14 protein-coding genes are annotated in these 18,177 nt (G+C 58.5%); 5 read left to right on the top strand and 9 right to left on the bottom strand.

The window, feature by feature from the left end:
• Both IP81_RS12480 and IP81_RS21510 read right to left on the bottom strand, forming a co-directional pair.
• Entirely contained in the window at positions 1-1,932 is a 1,932-nt protein-coding gene (locus IP81_RS12480) for a hypothetical protein (protein WP_054108313.1), read from the bottom strand.
• The gene (locus IP81_RS21510; RefSeq protein ID WP_255352426.1) at positions 1,929-2,060 is read right to left on the bottom strand and encodes a hypothetical protein; all 132 of its coding nucleotides are present in this window, start codon (positions 2,058-2,060) and stop codon (positions 1,929-1,931) included. Before IP81_RS21510 ends, IP81_RS12480 begins: the two co-directional genes overlap by 4 nt.
• A gap of 106 nt (positions 2,061-2,166) precedes the next feature.
• Between IP81_RS21510 and IP81_RS12475 the strand changes: the two genes are divergently transcribed.
• Together IP81_RS12475 and aroB are read left to right on the top strand one after the other, a co-directional pair.
• Positions 2,167-2,748, top strand: a complete 582-nt coding sequence (locus tag IP81_RS12475; RefSeq protein ID WP_054108312.1) for a shikimate kinase — start codon at positions 2,167-2,169, stop codon at positions 2,746-2,748.
• Positions 2,739-3,848, top strand: a complete 1,110-nt coding sequence (gene aroB, locus IP81_RS12470) for a 3-dehydroquinate synthase (protein ID WP_054108311.1) — start codon at positions 2,739-2,741, stop codon at positions 3,846-3,848. The genes IP81_RS12475 and aroB overlap by 10 nt, the downstream gene beginning before the upstream one ends.
• 63 nt (positions 3,849-3,911) lie before the next feature.
• Here aroB and IP81_RS12465 read toward each other — a convergent pair whose 3' ends face one another.
• The 6 genes from IP81_RS12465 to IP81_RS12440 all read right to left on the bottom strand — a co-directional run bounded on the left by IP81_RS12465 (position 3,912) and on the right by IP81_RS12440 (position 11,480).
• A complete protein-coding gene (locus tag IP81_RS12465; RefSeq protein ID WP_054108310.1) occupies positions 3,912-4,694 on the bottom strand; it encodes an enoyl-CoA hydratase-related protein in 783 nt (260 codons plus the stop codon).
• Positions 4,695-4,822: 128 nt separating this feature from the next.
• Entirely contained in the window at positions 4,823-5,791 is a 969-nt protein-coding gene (locus IP81_RS12460; protein ID WP_054108309.1) for a glucokinase, read from the bottom strand.
• 34 nt (positions 5,792-5,825) lie between these two features.
• On the bottom strand, positions 5,826-7,646 hold the full coding sequence (gene edd, locus IP81_RS12455) for a phosphogluconate dehydratase (RefSeq protein WP_369800741.1): 1,821 nt from the start codon (positions 7,644-7,646) through the stop codon (positions 5,826-5,828).
• Complete coding sequence (locus tag IP81_RS12450; protein WP_054108307.1) at positions 7,646-8,272, bottom strand: 6-phosphogluconolactonase; 627 nt, start codon at positions 8,270-8,272, stop codon at positions 7,646-7,648. Before IP81_RS12450 ends, edd begins: the two co-directional genes overlap by 1 nt.
• Positions 8,265-9,713 (bottom strand): glucose-6-phosphate dehydrogenase, encoded by a 1,449-nt coding sequence (gene zwf / locus IP81_RS12445; RefSeq protein ID WP_054108306.1) that lies wholly within the window; start codon positions 9,711-9,713, stop codon positions 8,265-8,267. The genes IP81_RS12450 and zwf overlap by 8 nt, the downstream gene beginning before the upstream one ends.
• 138 nt (positions 9,714-9,851) lie before the next feature.
• Entirely contained in the window at positions 9,852-11,480 is a 1,629-nt protein-coding gene (locus tag IP81_RS12440; protein WP_054108305.1) for an alpha-glucosidase, read from the bottom strand.
• Positions 11,481-11,863: 383 nt separating this feature from the next.
• On the opposite strand from IP81_RS12440, the gene IP81_RS12435 reads away from it, so the two are divergent.
• From IP81_RS12435 to IP81_RS12425, 3 genes are all read left to right on the top strand, one after another.
• Positions 11,864-12,769 (top strand): ROK family protein, encoded by a 906-nt coding sequence (locus IP81_RS12435; RefSeq protein ID WP_231626574.1) that lies wholly within the window; start codon positions 11,864-11,866, stop codon positions 12,767-12,769.
• Positions 12,770-13,164: 395 nt separating this feature from the next.
• On the top strand, positions 13,165-15,678 hold the full coding sequence (locus IP81_RS12430) for a TonB-dependent receptor domain-containing protein (RefSeq protein WP_054108304.1): 2,514 nt from the start codon (positions 13,165-13,167) through the stop codon (positions 15,676-15,678).
• Between the two features lie 310 nt (positions 15,679-15,988).
• The gene (locus tag IP81_RS12425; protein ID WP_054108545.1) at positions 15,989-17,005 is read left to right on the top strand and encodes a LacI family DNA-binding transcriptional regulator; all 1,017 of its coding nucleotides are present in this window, start codon (positions 15,989-15,991) and stop codon (positions 17,003-17,005) included.
• A 1-nt stretch (position 17,006) separates the two neighbouring features.
• On the opposite strand, the gene IP81_RS12420 is transcribed toward IP81_RS12425, so the two are convergent.
• Positions 17,007-18,140: a glycoside hydrolase family 68 protein gene (locus tag IP81_RS12420; RefSeq protein WP_082356137.1), complete on the bottom strand. Its 1,134-nt coding sequence runs from the start codon at positions 18,138-18,140 to the stop codon at positions 17,007-17,009.
• Between the last annotated feature and the right edge of the window lie 37 nt (positions 18,141-18,177).

The raw sequence follows: 18,177 nt of genomic DNA, 5'->3' as shown, positions 1-18,177 counted from the left end.
TCACACGCGGGAAACCGCCTCGGCTGCAATCATCCGTGCCTCGGCCTCAAGGCCAACTTGCCTGAGCGCCGACACGATGTGGTACAGATGCAGCGGCGTCATCCGGTCCCAGCGTTCGGCCTGCATGCCAAAAGCCGCCAGCAAGGATACCAGTGTCGGATTGCCGGATGCGGCAGCGGCATCAATCGCGCGCGTCCAACGCGTTTGCCGGTTGAGGTCGATCTCCATCTTTTCGGCAAAACTGCGCGCAGCAGCAGGATCAACCCGCCCGAGGCCCATCAAGCCTGCAACCAGAAACTGCGAACGCAACGATTCTTCCGAATCATCGTTATCGGCAAAAGCGGTCAAACCCTCCGCGTTAACTTGCGTAGCACGTGCCGGATTGGCGAGCACAACCAGCCCCCAGCCCTCGCTGCCAATCGAAAGGAAAGGCGCCCATTTCAGCGCATTGCGATCCAGTCCCGCGGTCAACATCGAAGCGACCAGCGGCGCAGCGCTGTCCGACATAGCATTGGAAGGGGCAAGCCGCGCTGCGGCATAAGACGTCAGCACCAATCCGGAATAGGCGCGATCCGCATCGCTGCCATCGCCCCACAGCTTGCGGATAGCGTCAAAGCGATCATCGGCGGCCTTGGCGAAGTAAGCCGTGCGAAGCGTTTCGGAACGCGTCGTCCACTCATTCACCTCAGCCCCGCCGGTGCGCGCCGCATAAAGCTGGCTGTAAAGATCGATCATCACCTGTGATGACAAGACACCCCGCGCAGCCGCCACGTCGGCCGCTGCCGCTCTTGATGCCAAAGACAGCATCGGTGCGCGCACCGCCATCAGCGAATAGGCAGCCCCTGCACTCTGGCGCAGGTTCTCGGGCGGTTCGATGCCCGTGGCAAAGGACATGCCGATGCTCCACGGCGTCAGCGCCTCAACCCCGTCCCATTCGATCTTCACCGCGCGACGGGCCTTCAAGGCTGCCCCTGCAAACTTTTGCGCCAGCAGAATGTCGATCTTGTTGCCGGTGCCGCGCCGCAATGCGCGGTCCAGTTGGGCCATGCCCGATGATCCCTCGTCCGAAAACGACGAACAGATCGCGCGCGAAAGATCCCACTCCCATCCGGGCCTGCCTGCCGCCGTCAATGCGGTGATCGGGCAGATTCCCACCGGATCGGACGTTGCGACAAAGCTTGCCAGCGCCGCATCTTCGAGCGCGCGGGTAAAATTGCCGCTATCCACCGATTGCACCATTGCGCGGGCCGCATCGGCCTCGCCCATGCGCAGCAGCAATTGCGCGCGCATCGCGGCCCAGTCTGCGCCATTCATCCCCACAGGTGTCGCCAGACGGCTGGAAAGCGCGCGGCGGGCCAGAATATGGCCCCAGCGCGAAACAAACCGGCCACGCGTCTTGCCGATCACGCCTTCAACAAACGCACCGTTAAGATAATGCGTCGAAACCGCCGGAAAACCGCCCTCACCCTGATCGATAAAGCCCACAATCTCAAGGCTGCGGCGGCCCGATGGGGGAATATCAAACTTCGGTTTGGCCGATTGGATGAGCTTTTCCAGCAGGGCCGGATCAATCGATTTCAGCAGCGCCTCATCGCTGTTGCTAATCGCCCCCGCGCCCGCCTGTGGTGCGTTGGTCGCAGGGATGGCCTGAACAACCGGCGTTGATGTGCTTGATGGCGCGCTTGACGGCGCGGAAGCTACCACTGCCGCTGGCGTAGTCGTCAGGGAGCGGGCAGTAGCGGTCGGCGTTGTCGAACGGACTGCCGTCGGCGTCGTGTTGCGGGCGGGCGCGGATGATCTTTGCGGCGCAGGCCGCGCAGGCGCAGGCGGGTTGTCAAACCCCGGCGGCAGCAGCGATTCTTGCGCCACCAGTGTGCCCGAAATGGCAGCTAACGCCGCCACACCACTTAACCAGAAAAGCCGGCGATTCATCGCGTCGTCGCTCCTGCGCTTACCGGTTGTTCGATCCATCGCATCGGCTGCGCCCCACCTTTGATCCATGCCATCACAACAACTGCGGCAAACGCCAGTGCGCCAACCACGGCAATAATCCTGTTCACGCGCATTTCGCTCCCAGCGGCCCAAGTGCTGCCCTGACCGCTGTCAAATCCGGCTCGACATGCGATACTTGCCACGCGCACTAGCGCAAGTATAGGCAGGGCGGCAATGCAACTTGATAGTGTCCCCCTCAGTTCCCCGGAAATCGGCCGCATCGCACGGCGGATTGATCGTCCTTTGGTGCTTGTGGGCATGATGGGCGTTGGCAAAACCACCATCGGCCGCAAGTTGGCTACCATGCTCCACTTGCCCTTCGTCGATGCCGATGAAGAGATTGAGCGCGCCGCGCAGATGCCCATCCCCGAAATATTCGCAACCTATGGCGAACCCTATTTCCGTGATGGTGAACGCCGCGTGATCGCAAGGCTGGTGGGGGATGGGCAGCATACAGATCGCAAAGTGCTGTCCACCGGCGGCGGTGCTTTTGTCGATGCCTCCACCCGCGCGTTGGTGCTGGAAAAGGCCATCGCCGTCTGGCTCGATAGCGACATCGCCACATTGGTCGAACGGGTGGGCCGCAAAGACAATCGCCCGCTTTTGAAAACCGGTGATCCGCACGAAATCCTCACCCGCCTGCGCGATGAACGCCAACCGTTCTATTCCCAGGCACCGATCCACGTCATCAGCACCACGCAGCCGCACCAGATCACGGCGTCGCGCATTCTCAGGGCAATCGATCAATGGCTGTAATTCCCGTCGCCATCGCCGGCGCTCCCTACGACGTCCGCATCGAAGCTGGCGTGCTTGCGCGCGCGGGCGAATACTGCCGTCCTTTCCTGCGCAAAAACAACGTATTGGTCATCACTGACCACAATGTTGCCACCAAATGGCGCCAAATTGTCTCGGATTCGTTTGCGTCTGCGGGGCTTCACAGCGATTGGCTGGTCCTGCCAGCAGGTGAAAGCACCAAGAGTTGGGAGCATCTTTCCCGCGTGATCGACTGGCTGCTCGAGCAGGAAATAGAACGCAAAGACAAGATCATAGCACTCGGCGGCGGCGTCATCGGCGACCTGACGGGCTTTGCCGCCTCCATCGTAAAACGCGGCTGCGGCTTCATCCAGATCCCCACCACCCTCCTCGCCCAGGTCGATTCCAGCGTAGGCGGCAAAACGGCGATAAATACAAGCGCTGGCAAGAACTTAGTCGGCGCATTCCACCAACCCGCCCTAGTCCTCGCCGACCCTCTAGCCCTCGACACCCTCCCCTTGCGCGAAGTCAGGGCAGGCTACGCCGAGGTCGTCAAGTATGGCCTGATCGATGATCCAGCGTTCTTCGAATGGTGCGAATTGAATGGCTTAGATCTTCTGGCGGGCGATCAAACTGCCCGCGAATATGCCATCGCCCACAGCGTTTCAGCCAAAGCGCGGATCGTTGCCGCCGACGAAAAGGAAACCGCAGGCGTGCGCGCCTTGCTCAATCTGGGGCACACTTTCGGCCACGCGCTCGAAGCAGAAACCGGCTTTTCCGACCGCCTTTTGCACGGTGAGGGCGTGGCCCTTGGCATGGTCCTGGCCGCACGTTTCTCGGCGCGGCAAGGTCTTATGGCAGGTCAGGACGCAGAACGTATCGCGACGCATATCGGCACTGTCGGCCTGCCCGCATCCCTCGCTGGACTGGCTCTCGATTGCGACGGACGTCGCCTTGCCGACCACATGCTCCATGACAAGAAGATGGATGCAGGCACCTTGCCATTCTTGCTGATGCGCGGAATTGGGAAGACATTTCTCGCAAGCGACGTCGATCTGAATGACGTCTCGGCATTCCTTGATGAGGAACTCGCGCGCACCTAATGCAAAACCGCTGATCCCGGCCTGCCTCAGGCAGCATGACCGAGATCAGCGGAATTCAATGCATCAGGTGCCGGTAAACACAGCCTTGCGCTTTTCAAGGAACGCGGCCCCACCTTCAGCAGCATCCGCACTATCGCCAGCAATGCGCTGTCCTTCAGCTTCGATCTGCAAGGCGCTGGCATAATCAGCCTCTAGCGCCTTGAGCAGGTTTTGCCGCATGACGCCCAGCGCAACGGTTGGGCCATTGGCCAGACGCGTGGCCAGCGCCAGCGCCTCCTCCTGCAAGGCAGCATCATCTACCGCCTTGTAGATCAGACCCCAGTTTTCGGCCTTTTCCGCACCGATCTTTTCGCCCAGCATCATCATCTCGGTTGCGCGTGCCTTGCCAACCAACCGGGTCAGCGTCCACGAAGAGCCACCATCGGGGACAAGGCCGATGTTCACGAAAGCCTGAAGGAAATAGGCGTTGCGACCAGCGAGGACAAAGTCGCCGGTCAACGCAATCGAACAGCCAATCCCTGCGGCAGGGCCATTTACAGCGGTGACAATCGGAACAGGCAGGCGGGTTAACGCCTGCATCATCGGGTTATACGATAGGGTCAACGCGCTATGCGAACCCTCACCACCCGAGATTGAGCGTTCGCCTTTTGCCGCAAGATCAGCACCCGAACAAAACGCACGCCCTGCGCCAGTGATGAGAACCGCCCGCGCGCCATTCAGGCTGCTTACCGCAGTCGCAATTTCGACAGCCATGTTGGGCGGGCAAGCATTGAGTCGTTCCGGGCGGTTAAGCGTAATCTTGAGGACATTGCCGATCCGCTCAATCGCAATGGTTTCATATTCCATCCTGAACACCCTCTTCCTTAATCGACTGGCTAAAAATCAATAGCACACCGCCATACCTGCGCGCGCAGATGATTCCATCGAAAATTGGTTGGGCGTCTAGGCAAGCTCTTTAATTGATCAGCGCACAATCATTGCGGATAGGCCTGCGCGAAGGCTGCCGCCGCGCCAAAAAGCCCGGGCTGCGGATGGGTGATCAGCTTAACCGGGATTGCAGCCATAAGGGCCTCGAACCGGCCCTTGGCACAAAAACGATCCGCAAAGCCCGACCGGACCAGCGTATCTCTAATCCGCAATCCCAAGCCGCCCGCCATAACAACGCCCGTCGCGCCATGTGCCAATGCCAGATCACCTGCAACGCTACCCAGTGAAAGGCAGAACCGATCAACCGCTGCCGCTGCCAGACTATCGCTGCCAGCAGTGCCCAATTCCCATAATTCGCGGTCAGTGCGCGGCGTAAACGGCCTGCCGTCCATTTGGGCGAGCGCTTCGTAGATATCGACAATGCCCGGCCCTGCCACCACCCGCTCTACCGATACGCGGCGATGGCGTTGGCGCAAGCGTGCCAGAATCGCGTCCTCGATTGTATCAAGCGGTGCAAAATCGATGTGGCCGCCTTCAGTCGGCTGCACTTTGTAGTCCGATCCATCGCGCCACAACTGTGCGACACCAAGCCCTGTCCCGGGGCCAACCACACTGATCACACCCCTAGCGGGAAGCGCCTCATCAGGGCCGCTCAAGTGCACAAAATGGGATGGATCAGCCTGCGCAACCGCATGGGCTACCGCCGCGAAATCGTTTACGACGACATATTCATGCGCGCCAAGTTTTTCCGGAATGAGCGCCGGACGGATGATCCATGGATTGTTGGTAAACTTGATGATGTCGCCGCCAACTGGCCCCGCAACAGCAATAGCGGCAGCTTTTGGCAAAGCACCGCCCACCATGCGCCCGAATTCCTCCCATGCAAGTTGTAACGAGCCGTGTTCGGCGGTTTTAAGCGTTACCGCCTCACCCAGCGAAACAACGCGACCGCCGCCGGTTTCAGCAATCGCAAACCGCGCATGGGTTCCGCCTATATCGACGGCAACTACCTGCATTCCATCCCCCTCAAGCGCATTTACGCGAATATCATTAGAGCCCGGCTGCTGCCAACATCGCCGAACCGCCGCGCTCGGCAGGATCGGCGTGCTGACGCATTAGCGCGAACAGTTCGCGACCTACGCCGAGCGATTGATGCGATACAACGGCTTCTTCACGCACGGCCCATTCCTCGTCGGGCACCAGCGCGGTCAAGACGCCGGTATTGGCACAGACCCGCACCACATCGCCATCGCGCAGCTTGGCCAAGGGGCCACAATGCCCCGCTTCGGGTGAGACGTGGATGGCAGCGGGAACTTTCCCCGACGCGCCAGACATGCGCCCGTCAGTTACCAAGGCCACTTTGAACCCGCGATCCTGCAACACGCCCAGCGGCGGCGTCAGCTTGTGCAGTTCGGGCATCCCATTGGCAGCCGGCCCCTGAAAACGCACCACCACCACGACATCTCGTTCCAGCTCGCCCGCCTTGAACGCAGCCAGAACATCGTTCTGTTCGGTAAAAACGCGGCACGGCGCTTCAATTGTCCAGCGGGAAGGATCGACCGCGCTCACCTTGATCGTCCCGCGTCCCAAATTGCCTTTGAGAAGGCGGAACCCGCCTTCGGCCTGAAACGGTGCAGCTACGGGGCGCAGCATGGTTTCATCGCCAGACACTTCGGGCGCTGGCGTCCAAGCCAAGGCATCACCATCCATCACCGGTTCCTGCGCGCCTTCGGCAAGGGATGCGCCATAGACCGTGCGAATATCGGCATGGGCCAGCCCCGCTCCGATCAATTCACGGATCACATATGGCATACCGCCAGCAGCCGCGAACGCGTTCACATCGCCCGCACCATTGGGATAGACATTGGCGATCAGCGGGATGACGCGCGAAAGATCGTCCATATCGTCCCAATCGATCTGGATGCCCGCAGCGCGCGCGATGGCGGGCACGTGAATCACATGATTGGTCGAACCGCCGGTTGCCAGCAGGCCGACGATGGCATTGACGATGGCCTTTTCATCGACGCACAGACCCAGCGGGCGGTAATCATCACCGTCCCAGCCAATTTGCGCAACGCGGTGCACAGCAGCCCGCGTCAATTCCTGCCGCAGCTTTTGGCCGGGCTGGACGAAGCTGGAACCGGGCATGTGCAGCCCCATCATCTCCATCATCATCTGGTTCGAATTGGCCGTGCCATAGAAGGTGCACGTTCCCGGCGAATGATAGCTGGCGCTCTCGCTTTCCAGCAATTCCTCGCGGCCAACCTTGCCCTCGGCATAGAGCTGGCGGATGCGGACTTTTTCCTTGTTGGGAAGGCCGGTCGGCATTGGACCCGCCGGAACGAGGATCGTTGGCAAGTGGCCAAATCGCAGCGAGCCGATCAGAAGGCCGGGCACGATCTTGTCGCAGATGCCCAGCAGCAGCGCGCCTTCGAACATTGCATGGCTGAGGCCAACCACCGCTGCCATCGCGATCACGTCGCGGCTGAATAGCGACAGTTCCATTGAATCCTGCCCTTGCGTCACCCCGTCACACATCGCAGGCACGCCGCCTGCCACTTGCGCGGTTGCGCCAACTTCGCGGGCGAAAATCTTGATCTGTTCGGGGTAGCGACCATAAGGCTGATGCGCTGAAAGCATGTCGTTATAGGCGGTGACAATACCGATGTTCATCGCCTTGCCCGATTTGATCAGTGCCTTATCATCCCCTGACGCGGCAAATCCGTGCGCCAAGTTCCCGCAAGAAAGCTGCGGTCGGTTCAGGCCTTGATCGCGTGAGCGTTCGATCAGATCGAGATAGGCGGCGCGCGTGGTTCGTGAGCGTTCGATGATACGCTGGGTAACGCGCGCGACAGTAGGGTTCATCGGCATCATTCGCTCCAGTAAATCGTCACAGGCGGACCATATCCGCGCAGGAATTCAGCCACGGGGTAGCTATCGTCACCGGCAAGAACACGTTCAACCAGCGCCTTCTTTGTTGCACCGGTAATCACAAGAATGATCTCTTTGGTTGCTTTTAGCGCTGCCTGATTCAACGTCAGCCGGTCAAACGGCGCTTCGGGCGGTAGCGGAATCGGGGTTGTCGCAATCACCGATGCACCGGGTCTGATCCGCGCCTGCATGTGCGGAAACAACGAGGCTACATGCCCGTCCGCTCCCATGCCGAGCCAGACCAGATCGAACGGAGCGACTGTTGCGCCTTCCTGCAACCGTTCAAACGCCGCGCCAGAGTGACCGAGCGCGGCGACAATCTTGCCGAAGTTGCTGGCGGGATGATCATCGGGAACGCACCGGTCATCGGTGAGGGCGATCGTCACACTGGGCCAATCCAGCGGCCGGTCTTTCAGCAGCGTCAGTACCTTGATCGGTGTAGACCCGCCGGTAAAGGCAATACGCTTCGGCCCCGGTGCGGTAATAACTTGCGCGATGCGATCTGCCACGGCTGCCGCATCGCCCGGCTGCGCCCAGGCTATCGAAGCAGGCGTTGGATCAATCATTCCAACTGCGTCCATCCCGTTCGGTCAGGGCAATGGCAGCGTTCGGCCCCCAACTTCCGGCAGCATAAGGCTTTGCTTCAAGGCCGGTTTCGTCCCAAACCTTGCGAATGCCATCGACCCAGCGCCATTGCGCTTCCACTTCATCGCGGCGCACGAACAAGGTCTGCTCACCTTCGATAAGATCGAGCAGCAGGCGTTCATAAGCGATCCGGCGGCGGGCCTTGGCAAAGGCAGTGGTCAGCGACAGGTCAAGGTTGACCTCACGCAGGGTAATCCCCCCACGGTCCAGCCCCGGCTCTTTGGCCATGACCTGCAAACGCACGTATTCTTCTGGCTGTAGACGGATGACAAGGCGGTTGGCAGGCAACCGGCCGCCACGCTGCCCGAACAGGTTGTGCGGCACGGGTTTGAATTCGACCACGATTTCGCTGCGGCGTTCGCTCAACCGTTTGCCGGTGCGCAAGTAGAACGGCACGCCGGTCCAGCGCCAGTTATCGACATGGGCCTTGATCGACACGAAGGTTTCGGTGTCGGATTGTTCGCCCAAATCCTCCTGATAGCCGGTCACTGCAGCGCCTTTTACAGCCCCGGTTCGGTATTGCCCGCGCACCATCTCTTCGGCTTTGACGGGCCGCAGAGCGCGCAGGACTTTGACCTTCTCGTCACGGATCGAGGTTGCATCAAGGCTGGCCGGCGGCTCCATCGCAGTCAGCGCCAGCAATTGCAGCATGTGGTTTTGCACCATATCACGCAGCGCGCCGGTATCGTTGTAAAACCCCTTGCGGCCTTCAAGACCAACCGTCTCGCTCACCGTGATTTGCACATGATCGATGCCGCCGGAATTCCACAGCGGTTCAAACATCATATTGGCAAAGCGCAAGGCCATCAGGTTCTGGACCGTTTCCTTGCCAAGATAATGATCGATCCTGAAGATCTGTTCCTCGGCAAAGGCCGCTGCGACAGCATCATTGATCCGTGTTGACGATGCCAGATTGTTGCCCAGCGGCTTCTCCAGCCCGATACGCACATTGCCGTGCGTCAATCCGGCCCGCCGCAGCCCTTCGATTGTCGGCTCGAACAAGAAGGGAGCGGTCGAAAGAAAGATCGACAGCCCGCAGGATGTATCGCCCAGTTTAGCGGCAAGATCGCCAAAGCCATCGACATTCGAGGCATCAAGCGTCTGATATTCAAGCCGTTCAAGGAAAGAGGCCAGCTTGGCATCATCGCGCCGGTCTTCGGGCAGAAATTCTGCCAGCGCGGCGCGGGCAAACTCCCGGAATTCTGCGTCATCATGCTCGGACCGCGCCGTGCCTACAATGCGCAGATCAGGGCCGATCAGCTCATCCTCATGCAAGGCATAAAGCGATGGCAAAAGCATGCGGCGCGATAGATCACCCGTTGCGCCGAACAACAGCAGCGCAGAACAGCTTTTTTCGATCATTGGCGAGAAATCCCATCGTAGAGCAAACGGTCCAAATGCCAGCGCCACCGACCCATGCAGCACCGCCTCTAGACAGATAAAGGTCCCAGATCAGCACGCATAAGTATGCAGCATAGCTATGCGCGCTGCGTGCATAGCCTATTCTTCGATCCATAGCCCTGCATAAGGCGGCAAACCACCAATGCTGGCCTGATTGACGCAAGCCATGATAAGCCCACCCAGCCCCAACGCATCAGGCCAAGGAACGGGCGCGGCTGAAAGATTAAACACGCCGACGATAGTCTGTTGCTCCGCCGTACGCCTGACCGCCAGCACTTCATCATCAGCATAAAGCACTGTGAAATCACCGATGCGCAGTGCCGGATTAAAACGCCGCAATCGCAGCAATTGCGCCGTGAGGTCCAATAGTGAATCCGCCTCCGCTTCCTGCCGATCGACCGCCCGCGACATGTTCTCTTCGCCCAGCGGTAGCCATGGATCACCAGTCGTAAAGCCCGCCTTGGCTTCTGCTGCCTGCCAAGGCATTGGCGTACGTGCGCCATCGCGTGATAACGTCAACGGCCAATTCGCGATGGCTTCAGGGTCCTGCAATTGTTCAAACGGAATATCGACCTGGGTCAGCCCCAATTCCTCGCCCTGATAGACGATGATGTTTCCCCGCAACGATGCAAATAGCATTGCCTTGACGCGGGCAAAGGCCTCGCGGTTTTCCGGCGCGCACCAGCGTGAAACCGCGCGCGGCGCATCGTGGTTTTCAAAAGCCCAGCTTGGCCACCCAAGGCCTGGTTCATCTGGCCATTTCGCCACAGCTTGCGCCACGAATTGCGGTGTCAGCGCTTCGGCATAGAGAAAATCGAAGCCATATGCGCTGTTGAGGTGCTCCTGCCCCGCCGTAAACGCTTTCATCTCGGTTTCGGCGATGTCGCCACCCACTTCGGCAACGGTGAAAATCGCGCCATATTCATCGCACACCGAACGCACACGCTTGATAAAGTTCAGGATGTCGGGATGGGACTGGTTGTAAAGCTTGAGCTGGAAATCGAACGGCCGCGTCTTGCGCCTCCCGTCATCAGGCGCAGGCGGATTATCGCGCATGTCCAGATCGTGCATCAGGAAATTCAAGGCATCAAGACGGAACCCGTCGACCCCGCGATCCAGCCAGAACCGCATCGCCGCCAGCAGCGCATCCTGCACGGCGGGATTGTGTGCGTTGATCTGGGGCTGGCTCGAAAGGAAGTTGTGTAGATAGTACTGCCGCCGCCGCGCGTCCCACGTCCATGCCGGGCCGCCGAACACCGATTGCCAGTTTGAAGGCGGTGAGCCATCGGGCTTGGGATCAGCCCAGACATACCAATCCGCCTTGGCATTGACGCGGCTCTGGCGGCTTTCGACAAACCAATCATGCTCGTCAGATGTGTGTGCGAAGACCTGATCAATGGTAATCTTGATACCAAATTCATGCGCGCGGTGAACCAGCGCATCAAAATCGGCCAAAGTCCCGAAAATCGGATCGACGTCGCAATAGTCGGCCACGTCATAGCCGAAATCTTTCATCGGCGATTTGAAGAACGGCGATATCCAGATGGCATCCACGCCAAGTCGCGCGACGTGATCAAGCCGCGCGGTAATTCCCGGCAAATCGCCAATGCCATCACCGTTGGAATCGCCAAAGCTGCGCGGGTAAATCTGGTAAATTGCGGCGCCTTGCCACCACGGCAATTCAGCAGAAGGATCAAGCTGCCCTGGCACTTCGGTTATCGCTGTCATGATTGAATAAATTCCGTAGAAGGCATGGGATCATTTGCATGTTGCAGAGGGCAAGAAGTCGCGACGAAATTGCAACGCACATTGTGATGTTGATGTCTTAGCGTATCGCGGTGCGAGGCAATTGCAAGCAAGCCCGATCAAGCATACGACTTCCATAGAGCAACAACATGAACCCGCCGGACGTTTGGCGCTGGTGTCATCGACAAGATGGAAAGTAGGGCTGCATCGTCCCTTGCCTTGCCAGCAACACATGTTGTGCGCGATAGCAAAGGGTGCTGACTTCGCCCGCGTGAGCGTAATTATATTCGTATGCACATCGATTGCAGTCGGCCTGAGTTTCTGCGACGTGCCCCGCGTGAAAGTGCAGCAAAAAAGGAAAAGTCATGGCCATGCAGGGACTGATAGGGGCTGTCGAAGCTGGCGGCACAAAGTTCGTGCTGGCACTTGCCACGCCCGACGGCGAAATCCTTGAACGCACACGCCTTCCCACCAATACGCCTGTAGAGACATGGCCTGCGATGGCCGCCTTTTTTACGCAAGCATCACAACGCCATGGCCCAATTGCGGCCTTCGGCGTTGCCAGCTTCGGACCGATCGATATCGATCCCGCTTCTCCTGCCTACGGGACCTTCACAACCACACCCAAACCGGGTTGGTCCGGCGCGCGCTTTCACGATGCATTGGCGCAGTTCAATGCACCCATAAATGTCGATACCGACGTGAATGGCGCTGCTATCGGTGAATGGCAGGCAGGCGCGGGACGCGGCTGCCGCACGGTTGCCTATACCACTATCGGCACTGGGGTCGGTACCGGCATCATTCGTGACGGCCGTTCATTGATGGGGATTTCGCACTTCGAAAGTGGGCATATCCTGCCACCACACAACCACAACACCGATCCCTTTCCTGGCATCTGCCCCTATCATAGTGATTGCATCGAGGGGCTCGCAAGCGGACCTGCTATTGAACAACGCTGGGGCCGGAGCCTTGACCAGTTGGCGGATGATCCGCAAGCGATCCAGCTGATCGCGGGCTACATTGCCCATCTGGCGTCAACATTGGTCCTTCTGCATATGCCGGATCGGTTGATCTTTGGCGGCGGTGTGATGAAAGCCCCCGGCCTGATTGAGGCAGTGCGATCCGCAACCTTGCGTAAATTGAATCACTATGTGCAGCACCCACGCGTCGACGATGGCCTTGTTAGTTATGTTGTCACACCGGGCCTTGGTGACGATGCAGGCATAACCGGCGCAATCGCATTGGGCTGCCAAGCGATCGCATCTCCTTAAGCCCACCAATCGTTGAAATATGGCGGTGAAAGACAACCAAACCGGAACCGCGAATCGTCAATAACTCACCGGCGGCGGACGATGTGAGGCAGATTCCACACCGCGACGAACCAAACTTGTGCCCTGTATCGCCTGCGTTTCGGTCGGCCACAGAGATTGATTTATTAAATGATTGAAATAAATGCATATTAGCCAAAGACCAAGAGGCTGGCGCATAATTAAATCTAGCTAAATCAATGACCTTCCGTCAGCACTCAACACCAGAAAAACATACGCAAATTGCCATAACAATCGATTGAATTTTGATTGCAATCGATTGCAGATGCGCTAACTAGGTCACACTGGACGCGTCGAGAGTCGTATTGGCGACGCAGAATCAGCAGGGAGAGACATTCATGACCAAGACCCGATTCCATAGCCTTATCTCTGTGTCGGCAATCTGCCTGACAGCAATGGCCGCCCCTGCTTGGGCGCAGGCCGCAGACGAACAGGCGACTGAAGCCGCCGCATCTGAAGAAATCATCGTTACCGGCGTTTCGCGGGCCACCAACCGTCTGGACACTAGCATCTCGGTTAGCGCCTTGAATGCTGACAGCATTGCCGCAGTATCACCGCGCGGCACTTCTGAAATCTTTCGCCAACTTCCAGGCATCCGTTCGGAATCTTCCGGCGGTGGCGGTAACTCGAACATCTCGGTGCGCGGCCTGCCAATGTTGACCGGCGGTGGACAGTTCGTATCACTGCAAGAAGACGGGCTGCCCGTGTTGCTTTTTGGCGATCACAACTTTGCTCCGGCTGATGGTTTCATCAAAACCGATACAACGCTCGCCCGCATTGAATCCGTACGCGGTGGCAGTTCGTCCACCCTCACCACCAACGGCAACGGCGCGATCATCAACTTGATCAGCCGCACGGGTGAACAGGAAGGCGGAAGCATCCTACTCAGCAAGGGTATCGATTTCAACGATTCCCGCGTGGACATGGAATATGGCTCGGCGCTTGCCGAAGACCTCTATTTCCATGTCGGAGGCCACTACCAGATCGGTGGTGACGTGCGCGATACCGGCTTCAATGCCGTGAACGGTGGCAAGTTCCGCGCCAGCATAACCAAGAAATTCACATCAGGCTTCTTGCGCGTGTTCGCACAAGTGATCGACAAGAAGGACGCAACCTTCATGCCGCAGCCTGTGCGCATCACCGAAGTGCCGGGTTCGGTAGCAGCGGTTGCCGCAGGCGCAGCCAACTATGGCCGCGTGCTCGGCTCGCTCACCAACAATCTTCCGGGCCTTGATGCTGCCAACCAGACCTTGCACGGCGGCAACCTGATCGGCTTTCCTGTGCTTGATGGTTCGGGCAACCTGATCTCGACCGATCTTCGCCAAGGCATCCACACCAAGGGCCGTTCCTTTGGCGGAGAATTCGAAATCGAAGCCGCTGAAGGCCTGACCATCAGCAACAAGCTGCGCTATACCGATTTCAGTGGGCGCTTCATTGCACCGTTCACACATGCCGTGGATACAGCAACAAACACGCTTGCCCGTGTCGGCGGTGCATCGGCCACATTCTTCAACGGTCCTAACGCCGGAAGCGCCGTCACCAATGCCTCGCTCACCGGCCTTACCGGCAACAATCTGATCACCGAAATCGCACTGTTCGATACCGAACTGAACGATATGGGCAACTTCGCCAATGACTTGCGCGTAACCAAGTCGTTCGCGCTGGAAGGCGGCGAAATCGTCGCGACCGCTGGCTACTTCGTGATGAGCCAGAACTTCGAACAGCGTTGGCACTGGGGTCGCATGCTGACCTCGACCGAGGGCAATCCTGCGATCATTAATGTACCCGGCGTAACCGAAGCAGGTGTCTACACTTACAACGGCGCGTTTGGTGCATGCTGCAACATCTTGTGGGACATGACGGCCAAGGTTGATGCCGTCTATGGCGGCCTCAATGCCACGTTCGGCGATCTTAGCCTCGATGGCAGCCTCCGTCGTGAAACCATGCGCTATGATGGATTTGCCCAGTTCAACTCGGCCCGTAATGTTGACGTCAATCGCGATGGCACCATTGGTCCGGCAGAGCGCGGCGTGCCTATCAGTGATCCCGCTACACGCGGCAACATCGGTGGTGCGCTTTCCGGGACGGCTTATTCGATCGGTGCCAACTATCGTGCAACCGATGATCTCGCGCTCTTTGCCCGTTACAGCAAGGGCCTGACCTGGAACTTTGATCGCCAGTTTGGTGCTTTCACCGGTGGCCAGATCACCCAGCCCGGCCTGCTGCGCAACACCACCAAGCAATTCGAAGCAGGCCTGAAGTGGCGTGAGACGATGGACTCGATCCCGGGCCGTCTCGAACTCTACCTCACCTACTTCCACGGTGAAGCCAATCTGCGGAACTTCTCGATCACCAACAATCAGGCAACCGGCAACATCGTCAAATCCGACGGTGTCGAAATGGAAGCCAACTGGCGCTCGGGCAACTTCAACCTGTTCGGCAACGCCACCTGGACCAATGCGCGCAACGTCACCGACTTCTCGGTTCCTGCACGTTCGGGTCTGGTCCCGCGCCGTCAGGCTGACTGGATCTACAACATCGGTGCTTCGTACACGTTCATCGACCGTCTGACCTTGGGTGCCGCTGTTAACGGAACGTCGGAAACATTCGTCGATTTCGAAAACCGCTTCGTGCAGCCGGCGTTCAACGTTGTCACCGCTTATGTCAGCTTTGATGTGACTGACCGGATGACGCTTGCCGTGAACGCGAACAACCTGTTCGACACGACCGGCTTCACCGAAGGTGACGAAAGCCGTTTGTTCGATACCGATGGTAACGGTGCTTACGATACCTCGATCGGCCGTTCGATCACCGGACGCACAATTTCGGCATCGGTGCGTTACACCTTCTAAGTTTTATATCTGAGAAGTATCTGCCCCCGGCATTGGCCCGCAATGGCCGATGTCGGGGGTATTTGTTTGTCAAAAACTCGCCAAGATGCTGACTTTGACCACTTGCCAATCCCGCGTCCAGAATCGTAAAAACACTTTACAGGCGTGACAGTGCAGCTTGAACGGCTGATAAACCGTAATTGCAGTTGACATTTATTATACTTTTCAATTGTATAACAATAAATGGGAGGAAACCGTTTATGTCCGCGCATATATCAGCAACCGGCGCGACATTGATACCGGATGCTCTGACACTTTCCCGATCCGTAACATGACGACTGGACCAAATGGCTTGAAGATTCGGAACATTGCTGAACTGGCCCGCATGGCTGGTGTTTCAGCAGGCACTGTGTCGCGTGCCCTTGCCGGGAAAGAACTGGTCAACAAAGAAACGCGCGAACGCATCCAGGCTCTGGCACGCGAGCACGGCTTCCGACCAAACCAGATGGCGCGCCGCCTGCGGACCCAGAAAACCGGAGTGATTGGGGTCGTTATCCCTCTCGGCCACGAACGTCGACAGCATATCTCGGACCCGTTTTTCATGACTCTGTTCGGCTATCTTGCCGATGAATTGACCGAAAGCGGCCATGACCTGATGCTTTCGCGCGTCATCCCCGGCGATGATGAATGGCTTGATCGCATCGTTGATTCAGGGATGCTCGACGGGGCGCTGGTCATCGGCCAATCGAACCAGACCGATGTGATCGAACGCGTGGCAGAGCAGTATCGCCCGCTGGTCGTCTGGGGTAGCCATCGCGAAGGCCAGATGCAATGCACGGTTGGTGTCGACAACATCGCGGGGGGACGTTTGGCAGCCGAACGACTGGTTGCGCGCGGGGCCAAAAATCTGGCGTTCTTTGGCGATACCAATGGCCCGGAAATCGCCGAGCGTCTGGCTGGCGCACAAGCCGTAGCCAATGCGCACAGCCTACCCATGCGAGCCTTTCCGACGCATCTTGCAAGCGACGAAATGGCGAGCCAGATCGCCACGCACCTTGACGACCTTGGCGCCACGATAGACGGCATCGTATGCGCGTCTGATACCATCGCCATGACCACAATCCGCATGTTGCACGAACGGGGCCGGTCGGTGCCTGATCAAATCGCAGTGACCGGCTTTGATGATCTACCGCTTGCGGAACGGATGGTTCCGCAGTTGACCACCGTCCGGCAGGATATCGCTGCCGGTGCGCGCGCTATGGTTGATAACCTGCACCGCCGTATGGCGGGTGAAGATGCTCCATCCAAGGTAATGATGCCTGAGTTGATCGTGCGCGAAAGCGCCTAATTTACGCAATAGTAACGCGGTCCCCGTCAAACCGTAAATTGAAACGTGGCGCAGGCGTTCCGCCAAAGTTGCTGCGCAGCAATTCGGGATGCTCTTCCGTTGTGCGCCCGCCCATGGCGAAGTAATCGACGAAGCTCCAGACTTCGCCCTCGCCGGTAACCCACCAGCTATAGCTCTGCGTCGGCTCTGAATCCGGGTTTGCCACAACCAGCCCTGAACCGTTGATTGGACGCCACGGCCCGGTCATCGCACCGGCTACTACGCCATATAGACCGTTAGGCCCGGCTACAGCTTCAGGCGCAAAGACCTGCCGCTGTGTTGACCAGAACAGATAGTAGCGCCCGTCTCGCACCACGACATGAGGCCGCTCCAATTCATTGTTGACGCCTACAGCCTCAACCACAGGATCGCCGAGCACCCATGTCCCATCCACCAGCATGGCTATGCCGATGTTGCCATTGTGTGTGTGGTCAGACCATGACGCAGTCCCGGTAAACAGGATGTGCGCCTTGCCCGTCGCCGGATCGCGCAGCCACGCCGGATCGCGGAAGCCTTTGATTTGCCCGGGCTTGCCCGTGTTCTGCCGATCCAGCAGATATCGCACACCATCGGCCACAAAAATCTCGCGCGGGCTTTGCCAATCGCCCGGACCTTGAAGACCCAAAGTCCCTTCACAGACAAACAAGCGTTGTTCGAAGGTCAGTGCCGTTTCATCACGGCGGCCAGCGGCAGTGATGAAATGCTGCACCGTCTGGCCATCATCCATCAAGATCGCTGAGCCCGCCCATTCGCGGCTTCCCGGCGTCAATCCATCGGGAAAAGCATTGCCGTGATCACGCCAGCCATCATCGCCTAACGACAGCAGCCGGATACGCGCCTGGGCGTGACGGTCAACCGGATCAGGAAAGACCGGCGCGCTCAGGAAGAACCACCATTGCCTGTCTTGGTGAACAACCGTGCGCCCATCCTCATGCGCCAGTGGCCAGCAATCCCAAAGATCGAGATCGGGAAAAATCCGCACCACATCTGCCGCGCGAATCAATGGAATGTTGGGCAGTTCCGCAAAATGTGTGGGTGCCCAGCGGCATATTGCCATTGCAGCAATCGATTGCGCTTGCACAGAAAAATCAGACATCGAGAACTTTCAAACTATAAACCGGAAGATCAGGCGC

Source organism: Novosphingobium sp. AAP83 (genome assembly GCF_001295795.1).
Taxonomy (GTDB): domain Bacteria; phylum Pseudomonadota; class Alphaproteobacteria; order Sphingomonadales; family Sphingomonadaceae; genus Novosphingobium.
The sequence above is the reverse complement of the archived record's forward strand: the minus strand, read 5'-3'. Positions and strand labels throughout refer to the sequence as shown.